Source organism: Dialister sp. UBA1703 (assembly GCA_002320515.1).
GTDB lineage: Bacteria > Bacillota > Negativicutes > Veillonellales > Dialisteraceae > Dialister.
Genome location: DCJJ01000173.1, coordinates 24,430 through 33,295, shown reverse-complemented (window position 1 = coordinate 33,295; position 8,866 = coordinate 24,430). Strand labels below are relative to the sequence as shown.

The following is an 8,866-nucleotide window of genomic DNA, read 5'->3' as shown; positions in this document are numbered from 1 at the left end:
CGAATAGCGAGCTATTTAAGGAGGCTTATGACGAAGCATTGGCTAAAAATCCATGTGAAATTCGATTCTGCGAATTAATCAGTGCTTCCTTAAACTTCGTCCCGAAGGGCCGTCCACCTTCTCCTTTGAACTCTCACGCCACAGGCGGGGGACAATAGGGAAGGCAGCGCCCAAAGGGCGCAAATCCATTACAAATTCTATTTGACATCCGCTATCAATAGTGATACTATAATGATAACCGAATACGAAAAGACAGGTGCCCGAAGGGCTTAATAGGGAAGACCGGTGAAATACCGGCACGGTCCCGCCACTGTAATGCGGAGCGAATCCAGAAATGTCACTGAGAAATCGGGAAGACGGATAAGCGAGGAAGCAGAGTCAGGAGAACTGCCTGCCTTGTATCACCGTTTGAACCCACGAGCGATGGGAAGGGGATGTCTTAGATGTCTCTTTGCGCTTGTGTAAAGAGCTTTTTTCATGGTTTGAACATTCGGTTACTGAGGAGAATAACTTCATAAGTAAAACAGGTGCCCCTGGGGGCTTAATAGGGAAGACCGGTGAAATGCCGGCACGGTCCCGCCACTGTAATGCGGAGCGAATCCAACAAAAGTCACTGAGGATATTGGGAAGGCTGGAGGAGCGAGGAAGCAGAGTCAGGAGAACTGCCTGTTTTTGTCATACCGTTTGACCTACGAGCGATGGGAAGGTGTGTGTTCATAGCCCTTTTTTGGTATTCCATGAATCCACCTTGTCTTCGCGAAAGGTGGATTTTCTTATGCAGCAGGAAGCCAGGGAAATGATGACAGGGAACATCAGGATTTCCTCACTTCCGCCCCAGGTGTGACGATGAGACTTCTCCGGTTCACCTTCCTTATGGAGCCGGGGATGGCGGTAAAAGGGAAATACCACTATCCCCCCTCCCATCCGTTTTACCAAAGCTTCTTTATGAAGTTCCTATACATCGGGTGCTCTGCACCACTCTGATACAGGGGCTGCCCCCTGAGGTTCATCTCCCTTTGGCGATGGTCATACAAGGGAAATATGATCATCGCCGCCCTTTTCCAATCACTCCCCTGCGGGAGTTTCCATATATGACAGATATTCTGTCATGGGAGAAAGCGTCATAAGCCTTCTCCTCCCCATGATGGCGGCAGCAGGGAATGCCATCATCATGCTGATCCACGGTAATAGCATCCTTGAGGGATGTTATTATACAGGTTCTCATAGGAGCATGTGCTCCAACCCCTTTTGAAGCGGCCAGTGACCGCTTCTTCTTTTTTACTTGCAAATTTCGATGAAATTCGATATAATAAAGACATCAAATAGAAAATTATCGTTTTACTTATATCTGCTGCACGATTTTATTTCAGGGAGGTACCATATGAACGTTTATGATTTCAAAGTGGTGAATGGAAAGGGACAGGAAGTCTCCCTGTCCGACTATAAAGGCAAAGTCCTTCTCATTGTGAATACAGCCAGCAAGTGCGGCTTCACGCCCCAGTTCGAAGGACTGGAAAAGCTGTACGATGCCTACAAGGACAAAGGATTCGTAGTGCTGGGTTTCCCCTGCAACCAGTTTGCAGAGCAGGATCCGGGAAGCGACGGAGAAATCCAGGAATTCTGCCGCCTGAACTACGGCGTCACATTCCCCATGTTCCGCAAGGGCGATGTAAGGGGAGACAGCGCACAGCCCCTTTTCAAATACCTGACAAAGGAAAAGGGATTCAAAGGCCTGGACATGGACCATCCCAATGCCAAAGTCCTTCTGGATTTCATCAAGAAGAACTATCCCCATTTCCTGGATGATGACTCCATTAAGTGGAACTTCACCAAGTTCCTCATCGACAGAGAAGGAAACGTGGTGGAACGCTTCGAACCGACCAAGACACCGGAAGCCATGGCTTCGGAAATCGAAAAACTGCTGTAACAGTTATTGAAAAAGGACAGTGAAGGATTTTCTTCACTGTCCTTTTTTGCTAGTGCCCGAAGAGAGCCGCTGCCTTAAGACGCCGAGCACCGCAGGACTCTTCATTTTGCGAACCCTTCACGCCTTAAAGAGCGCGCCCCTTTGAACGATCTTCCTCTTATGGTACTATAAGAAAGGAAATGAAAAGCAAAGGAGGCAAAGGATGAAGAAATATTTCTTTTTTGACATTGACGGCACATTGACTACGCCGCTGACCGCCGATTATCCGGACAGCACCAGGGAAGCGGTGAAGGAACTCATCCGCCGGGGCCATTTCGTCTCCCTGGCCACGGGCCGCATGCAGTCTGATGCACAAGAAGTGGCAAAGACCCTTGGCATCCCTGCCCTGGTCTCCGACGGCGGCAATGCGGTTACCATCGACGGGAAAATCCTATACGACGAGGGACTTCCCCTGAACGCCTGCATCCAAACCCTTTCGGAAATTGATGAAGAAAAGCATCCCTGGGCGGCGGCTCCCTACAATAGGAAATACCGCATTACCCGGACACCCCTCTACCTGGAAAAGGTGAAGGACAGGTACTATGAAACGGAAGTGAATCCGTCCTTCGATTTCCGAAAAGTTTCTGCCATTCACAAAATCTTCGTGGCCTGCACCAAGAAAGAAAAGGATGACATCCCTCTCTACACCCTGCCCCATGTGTGGTTCAGCGCCGACACCATGCTCATCGAACCGGTGCATAAGGAAAGGGGCATTATGGAGCTGCAGAAGCGGTTCCACATTCCCGATGGGGACATCGTGGTTTTCGGAGACGGCATGAACGACCGCACCATGTTCCGCAAAGGATGGTTCCGTATCGCCATGGGCAACGCCAAGCCGGAGCTCAAGGCCCTTGCCAGCTACATCACCGACCGGGCCGACGAAGACGGCATTTACAACGCCTGCCGCCACTTCGGGTGGATCTAAGGTTCCTTGGTAATAGATGAGGGAGACTGTTTTCCATGACAAAGTTTGAGAATTTCAATAAAACGCTGAGAAATCTGGAAGAAATGAATCGTGTGAACCCTCCCTATGATGTGGTCGTTACCGCCGGGCTTTGCTCCCTTTTCGCCCAGTGCTTTGAACAGGCATGGCGCGCCATGAAGGAGTATCTCACGCAGAAGGGGTGGAAAGAGGCAGAAACCGCTTCTCCCAGGCAGACATTAAAGATTGCCTCTGAAGCGGGCCTGATTCGGGATGAAGCGAACTGGCTGAAGGCCATGAAAGATAGAAGTCTTGAGCTTTATGTTTTCCGTCAGGAAGTGGCGGACACACTGATTGCAGACACACGGAATATTTTCCTTCCCCTTTTCCGCGGTCTAAGGAAGCACTGATTAATTCATAGAGNNGCATTGCATAAAAATTCAAGAATAAAAGCAAACAATGATTTAATCAGCGCTTCCCTAAAGGAGGAGCTGGAAAAGAGATATGGAAATTGAAATGCAAAGGGATGATGCAGGGAGGCGCCTCCCTGCATCATCCCTTTCTTTTTTGCGCGCACTTCCCCGGATTCAAGAAGCAAGAAACGGTTTCCTCCATTTGACCATATCCACAGGATTGTAAACAGGCAAAATCGCATAAATTGACAAAAGGGCTGCCGCTGATTATTATATAAAAGACAGTCCTTTTTGATTGACGAAGAAAGGATTTGTCTGCTATCATAAAGTATCGTTGTTTATTTGATTTCTGATATAAAAGAGGAAATATGGAGAAAGAAAGTATGAAGGATGGAAAGAATGGGGACATTCTTTTTGACATCCGTCATTTAAGCCATACCTTTGAAACGGAGGAGGGGAAGAAGTTTGATGCCCTTTCCGACGTGACCGCTTCCATCAGGAAGGGATCCTTTACTGCCATCATCGGTACCAACGGCAGCGGAAAGTCTACCCTGGCCCGACACCTGAATGGGCTGCTCATCCCCACGGACGGGGAAATTTATGTGGAAGGCATGAAGACCTCCGATTTTTCCCATATCTGGGATATCCGCCAGAAGGTGGGAATGGTGTTCCAGAATCCCGATAACCAGCTGGTAGCGGCTATCGTGGAGGAGGATGTGGCCTTTGGCCCGGAGAATCTGGGCATTGCGCCGGAGGAAATCAGGAAGCGGGTGGACGTGGCTCTGGAGAAGGTGGGCATGACGGCCTACCGTACCCATTCGCCGGCCATGCTGTCCGGCGGACAGAAGCAGCGGGTGGCCATTGCAGGCATTCTGGCCATGCATCCCGACTGCATTGTGCTGGATGAGCCTACTGCCATGCTGGATCCCCAGGGGCGCAGGGAGGTTATGGATACGGTGCATGAGCTGAATGAAAAGGAAGGCATTACCATCGTGCTCATTACCCATTTCATGGAAGAGGCAGTGACTGCGGACCATGTGATGGTGATTGACAAGGGCCATTTGAAGATGGAAGGCACGGCCCGGGAGGTTTTCTCCCAGGCAGAGAAGCTGACGGCCCTGGGACTGGATGTGCCGGTGGCGGCGGATCTGGCCCATGGCCTTCGGAAGAATGGATTTCATGTACCCGATGATTGTTTGACAGATGAGGAGCTGGGAGAGGCATTATGTCCATATGTGTCGAAAATGTAGGCTGCGTGTACAGCAAGGGCTCTCCTTTTGAAAAGGTGGCGCTGGAAAATATCAGCCTCACCATCGAGCCGGGAGAGTTTATCGGTATTATCGGTCATACAGGCAGCGGCAAATCCACCCTCATCCAGCACCTGAACGGCCTCATCCATCCTACCTCCGGCAAGGTGACCATTGACGGCGTGGATCTGGCAGCCAAGACGAAGGAAGCAGTGGCCAAGCGCCATTCCGTAGGCATGGTTTTCCAGTATCCGGAGCACCAGCTCTTTGAGGAAACTGTGGCCAAGGATATTGCCTTCGGCCCCAAAAATCTGGGCTGCAGCGAAGAGGAAACAGAAAAAAGGGTAAAGAGTGCCATGAAATTTGCGGGCCTGGACTATGACACCTTCGGCGGCCGTTCGCCCTTCCGCCTTTCCGGCGGCCAGCAGCGGCGCGTGGCCATTGCAGGGGTCATTGCCATGCATCCCGATTTCCTGATTCTGGACGAACCGTCTGCAGGCCTTGACCCTATCGGGCGGCGTGAAATCTTTTCCCGTATCCAGAGCTGGTACAAAAAAGGCGTATTCTCCGTCATCCTGGTATCCCATAACATGGACGACATTGCCCGGCTGGCTACCCGCCTCCTGGTCATGCACAAGGGCCATCTGGTGATGGACGGAAAGCCTATGGATATTTTCCTCAACCGCAGGAAGGAACTCAGGGAATGCGGCGTAGATGCGCCGCCTCTGACCCAGACCCTTCTGTACCTGAAGGAAAAGGGCATTCCTGTGCCGGAGGACGCAAAAACCGTGGAAGAAGCGGTGTATAGAATGAGCAAAATGCTGGGAGGTGGCGTATCATGCTGACAGACATTACCCTCGGCCAGTATTATCCGGGAGATTCCTTCCTGCACCGCATGGATCCCAGAGCGAAAATCCTCTGCACCATGATTTTCATTGTGGCCATTTTCCTGGCCAATAACCTCTGGTCTTACCTGCTGGTGGCAGGCTTTACCTTCCTGGCCATCGCCATGTCCGGGGTGCCCGCATCCCTCATCTGGAAGGCCATCAAGCCCCTGTGGATTATTCTTGTTTTCACCATGGGCATCCATGTGCTCACCACGCCGGGAAATGAACTTTTTACCTGGAAATTTATCCATATCAGTGAGGAAGGCATACGGAACGGCCTCATTATGACACTGCGTCTGGTATTCCTCATCGCCTTTTCTTCCCTTTTGACCTACACCACCAGTCCTATTGTCCTCACCGACGGCATTGAAGCGCTGCTTATGCCCTTCAAGCGGTTCGGTGTGCCGGCCCATGAACTGGCCATGATGATGACCATTGCCCTGCGCTTCATTCCTACCCTTCTGGAAGAAACGGACCGTATCATGAAGGCCCAGTCCTCCAGAGGCGCTGATTTCGTAAACGGCAATCTCTGGCAGCGGGCAAAGAATATGGTGCCCCTGCTGGTACCCCTCTTCATTTCCGCCTTCCGTAGGGCCGATGATTTGGCCACCGCCATGGAAGCCAGGTGCTACCGCGGCGGCGAAGGACGCACCAAAATGCACCAGCTGGCTTATACCTGGAGAGACAGGAACGCCTTCCTGGCAGTCATCCTTGTGACCGCTCTTCTTCTGGGGCTTTATATCTATTTCAAATAAAAGAAACAGCGTGGCTTAAGCTGCGCTGTTTTTGTATAATAACAGAAATGATCTTAAAAAAATGGAGGCATTCTTATGGGCAGATGGAGAAAAGGTACCTGGCAGATGGTACTTCGGAATATGTCGAAAGAGGATATGTGGGGACTGCTTTTTGAAATGGCGGAGAAGAATCAGGCCCTGCAGGAAAAAATTAAAACAGACTTTTCCACAGGCAAGTATACTGATACCAACTTGGTTCACTATGATCGGTTTATAGAAACGCCTTTCAGAGACTACTATTCCGTCGATTTCCTTCGTTATGACGAAGGCCAGAGACTGGAAAAATGGATTTCATCTTTTAGGAGTCAGAATGTACCGTTTATCCTGAAAAAGTCCGGTACCATGGAAGCCTTTTTTATTTTTCGGACGATGGTTTCAAAACTCTATTTCCTTTCCTTTGAAAGCGTGGAGCAGGAGACCTCTATTTGGGACAAAATGATTGATTTTTGTGAGGGGATTCTGCAAAAGGCGGGACCGGAGGAAAAAGAGGTGATGCATCGATGGTTTTTATCTCAGCGAAAACTTCTGGACCAGGATTCCACAGTGGCTGCCGTTTTTGACCGGGTGCTGGTTGAGAAAATGGGCGACAAGTCTACTCTTCCTGGACGATTGGACTGGGTGCTTAGAGAAATCAGGACATCCAAGCGCAGATATCATGTGGATTTCCCTGAATATTCCGAAAACCTGCTGAAAGCGGTGAGGCTCATGTGCATGCTGGACTATCCCATGGAGACAATGACAGAGTTTATAGAGCAGCACAGCGATAATTCCTGCATGCACCGTTTACTGCCTTCCGAGAACCGGTGGGAAAACAGGCAGCAGCTTCTGGAGGAAGCGGGTCATCTTTCCGTGGAGCTGTGGGAATCCCAGGGTGAGAATCGGATGGAAGAGGAAGCGATTCATGCGGTGCTTGATGACCTTCTGGATGGCTTACGGGCAGGAGAGGAAAAAGAAGAAAAAGAAAGGGAGAAAAAACAAAAGAGCAGAAGGAGGCCCCGGAAATCAAAGGAAGAGAGAGCGAATGATGGAAAACTCCTGCGTGAGGCAGCAGCCTATAAAGAACACGCCAGTCCCGGTGAATGGAGAAAATACATAAGGAACATGGTGGGGGCTTTGGCAGACGAAGATGAGGCCTGCCGTCTGATGGTGTCAGATCATATGTATGACGATCTTTTTACCTATATCAAAAACCATGAGCTCACCGACCTGATGATAGAATATGAACCCCGGCTCAAAAAGAAATATCTCCGGGAAATCAGGGATTATTACTGCGCCTATGTGGAAGAAAAAATGCCCCGCTTTCGGTCAGAGGCATCCCTGAAGGAGTGTGCTTCCTGCCTGAAGCGTGTTCTTTCCTTTCCCAAGGGGAAAGGAATGGCCATGGAAACAGCAAAAAGATTGAGACAGAAATATCCCGGAAAGAAGACCATGCTTAAAGCACTGGAAGAGGAAGGATTCTAATAAACCGGCCGGAATCAGTGCTTCCCTGTCCAGGGACCACGAAAAAGGGCTGTGAAGAATAAAAATTGATTTCTTCACGGCCCTTTTCCAATTATACTTATGTCTTTGAAGAAGGTATGACGTAAGCTGCCTGCCGATTCGTCATTTCGAGCGGAGCTCCATATCGATGTGGTGATGGATGTTTCCTGCACTATTGGGGCTCTGAGTCGAGAAATCTCCCGCGACAATGGGGGGATTGCGGAGAATTCATTATTGAGAAGACTCAGGCTGCCCCAGGCACCAGGGATACAGGGGAAGGTTCATGGTTTCCTCTATCCCTTCCTTTGTAATGGGCTGGAAATAGACCTTCAGCAGGCAGAGCCCTTCGGCAGGGGCGGTCATGCCAAGCTGCCTTCTGTCTCTGGATGCGAGTATGGAAAGGAGTCTGTCCTTAGTCATGTCTCCGGTGCCTGCATCCACCAGGGCGCCGGCAATATTTCTTACCATGTGATATAGGAATCCTTCGCCGGTTACGTAGATGCGGTAAAGGGGGCCTTCCTTTTTGATGGTAATATCGTACAGGTTTCTTACCGGATCAGAGGGAACGGAGTTATTGCCCCTGAAAGCGGTGAAGTCATGCTTTCCGGTGAGGAGACCTGCTATTTCATTCATCCTTTGAATGTCCAGTTTCTTTCCTGTGCGCCATAGATAGCGCACCAGGAAAGGGGAGGTTTCCCGTTCTTCCGAAAGAAGATAGCAGTAGGTCTTTCCGAAATTCCGCCGGCGTACGGAAAAGTCTTCTTCCATTTCGCGGCTTTGAGTGACTCTGATGTCTCGGGGAAGCATGCGGTTCAGCGCAAAAATAAATCGGTCTCCCGGAATGGAGGATTCAGTGTAAAAAGTGCATTCCTGGCCGTAGGCATGAACCCCTGCATCGGTTCTGGCCACGAAGTAAAGGGTGGTTTTCATGCCGGTCAATTCCTGCAGCGCATTTTCCACCATTTCCTGCACGGTCATCCTGTTTTCCTGCCGCTGGAATCCGGCATAGTTCGACCCTTCATAGGAAAGGGTAATCCAGATATTTCTCATATTTTACTCCTTGGGAAGTGTTTGATGTGCTTCTTTACATTTTTTCTATTATAAAGGGAATGGAAGGGAAAAGAAAGAGGTCTGTCCCTAGGGAAGCACTGATTAATT

Annotated in this window: 9 protein-coding genes and 2 riboswitches; of the genes, 7 read left to right on the top strand and 2 right to left on the bottom strand. The window is 50.0% G+C overall.

All coding sequences use genetic code 11. The features are described 5' to 3' along the window. The first annotated feature begins 237 nt into the window (after window positions 1–237). A riboswitch (cobalamin riboswitch) is annotated at window positions 238–409 on the top strand. Window positions 410–508: 99 nt separating this feature from the next. Next, window positions 509–684: riboswitch (cobalamin riboswitch) on the top strand. A gap of 30 nt (window positions 685–714) precedes the next feature. Then, on the bottom strand, window positions 715–909 hold the full coding sequence (locus B2Y11_RS08560) for a hypothetical protein (RefSeq protein WP_291058039.1): 195 nt from the start codon (window positions 907–909) through the stop codon (window positions 715–717). 472 nt (window positions 910–1,381) lie between these two features. On the opposite strand from B2Y11_RS08560, the gene B2Y11_RS08555 reads away from it, so the two are divergent. From B2Y11_RS08555 to B2Y11_RS08525, 7 genes are all read left to right on the top strand, one after another. After that, the gene (locus B2Y11_RS08555; RefSeq protein ID WP_291058038.1) at window positions 1,382–1,927 is read left to right on the top strand and encodes a glutathione peroxidase; all 546 of its coding nucleotides are present in this window, start codon (window positions 1,382–1,384) and stop codon (window positions 1,925–1,927) included. 202 nt (window positions 1,928–2,129) lie between these two features. Further along, complete coding sequence (locus B2Y11_RS08550; RefSeq protein ID WP_291058037.1) at window positions 2,130–2,891, top strand: HAD-IIB family hydrolase; 762 nt, start codon at window positions 2,130–2,132, stop codon at window positions 2,889–2,891. A gap of 35 nt (window positions 2,892–2,926) precedes the next feature. Then, window positions 2,927–3,298, top strand: a complete 372-nt coding sequence (locus B2Y11_RS08545) for an HI0074 family nucleotidyltransferase substrate-binding subunit (protein ID WP_291058036.1) — start codon at window positions 2,927–2,929, stop codon at window positions 3,296–3,298. Window positions 3,299–3,669: 371 nt separating this feature from the next. Continuing rightward, window positions 3,670–4,551: an energy-coupling factor transporter ATPase gene (locus B2Y11_RS08540; RefSeq protein WP_291058035.1), complete on the top strand. Its 882-nt coding sequence runs from the start codon at window positions 3,670–3,672 to the stop codon at window positions 4,549–4,551. After that, window positions 4,527–5,393 (top strand): energy-coupling factor transporter ATPase, encoded by an 867-nt coding sequence (locus B2Y11_RS08535; RefSeq protein ID WP_291058034.1) that lies wholly within the window; start codon window positions 4,527–4,529, stop codon window positions 5,391–5,393. Before B2Y11_RS08540 ends, B2Y11_RS08535 begins: the two co-directional genes overlap by 25 nt. Next, the gene (locus B2Y11_RS08530) at window positions 5,387–6,190 is read left to right on the top strand and encodes an energy-coupling factor transporter transmembrane component T family protein (protein WP_291058033.1); all 804 of its coding nucleotides are present in this window, start codon (window positions 5,387–5,389) and stop codon (window positions 6,188–6,190) included. Before B2Y11_RS08535 ends, B2Y11_RS08530 begins: the two co-directional genes overlap by 7 nt. Window positions 6,191–6,265: 75 nt before the next feature. Further along, on the top strand, window positions 6,266–7,690 hold the full coding sequence (locus B2Y11_RS08525; protein WP_291058032.1) for a hypothetical protein: 1,425 nt from the start codon (window positions 6,266–6,268) through the stop codon (window positions 7,688–7,690). 249 nt (window positions 7,691–7,939) lie between these two features. Here the strand turns inward: B2Y11_RS08525 and truA are convergent, their stop codons facing one another. Next, window positions 7,940–8,758 carry a tRNA pseudouridine(38-40) synthase TruA gene (gene truA / locus B2Y11_RS08520; protein WP_291058031.1) on the bottom strand — a complete coding sequence of 273 codons (819 nt, stop codon included), beginning with the start codon at window positions 8,756–8,758 and terminating at the stop codon, window positions 7,940–7,942. Window positions 8,759–8,866: the final 108 nt, after the last annotated feature.

What these genes read in the sequence shown, in the direction of transcription:
- B2Y11_RS08555 (WP_291058038.1), top strand. Translation starts at nt 1,382, where the DNA reads ATGAACGTTTATGATTTCAAAGTGGTGAATGGAAAGGGACAGGAAGTC.
- B2Y11_RS08550 (WP_291058037.1), top strand. Translation starts at nt 2,130, where the DNA reads ATGAAGAAATATTTCTTTTTTGACATTGACGGCACATTGACTACGCCG.
- B2Y11_RS08545 (WP_291058036.1), top strand. Translation starts at nt 2,927, where the DNA reads ATGACAAAGTTTGAGAATTTCAATAAAACGCTGAGAAATCTGGAAGAA.
- B2Y11_RS08540 (WP_291058035.1), top strand. Translation starts at nt 3,670, where the DNA reads ATGGAGAAAGAAAGTATGAAGGATGGAAAGAATGGGGACATTCTTTTT.
- B2Y11_RS08535 (WP_291058034.1), top strand. Translation starts at nt 4,527, where the DNA reads ATGTCCATATGTGTCGAAAATGTAGGCTGCGTGTACAGCAAGGGCTCT.
- B2Y11_RS08530 (WP_291058033.1), top strand. Translation starts at nt 5,387, where the DNA reads ATGCTGACAGACATTACCCTCGGCCAGTATTATCCGGGAGATTCCTTC.
- B2Y11_RS08525 (WP_291058032.1), top strand. Translation starts at nt 6,266, where the DNA reads ATGGGCAGATGGAGAAAAGGTACCTGGCAGATGGTACTTCGGAATATG.
- truA (WP_291058031.1), bottom strand. Translation starts at nt 8,758, where the DNA reads ATGAGAAATATCTGGATTACCCTTTCCTATGAAGGGTCGAACTATGCC.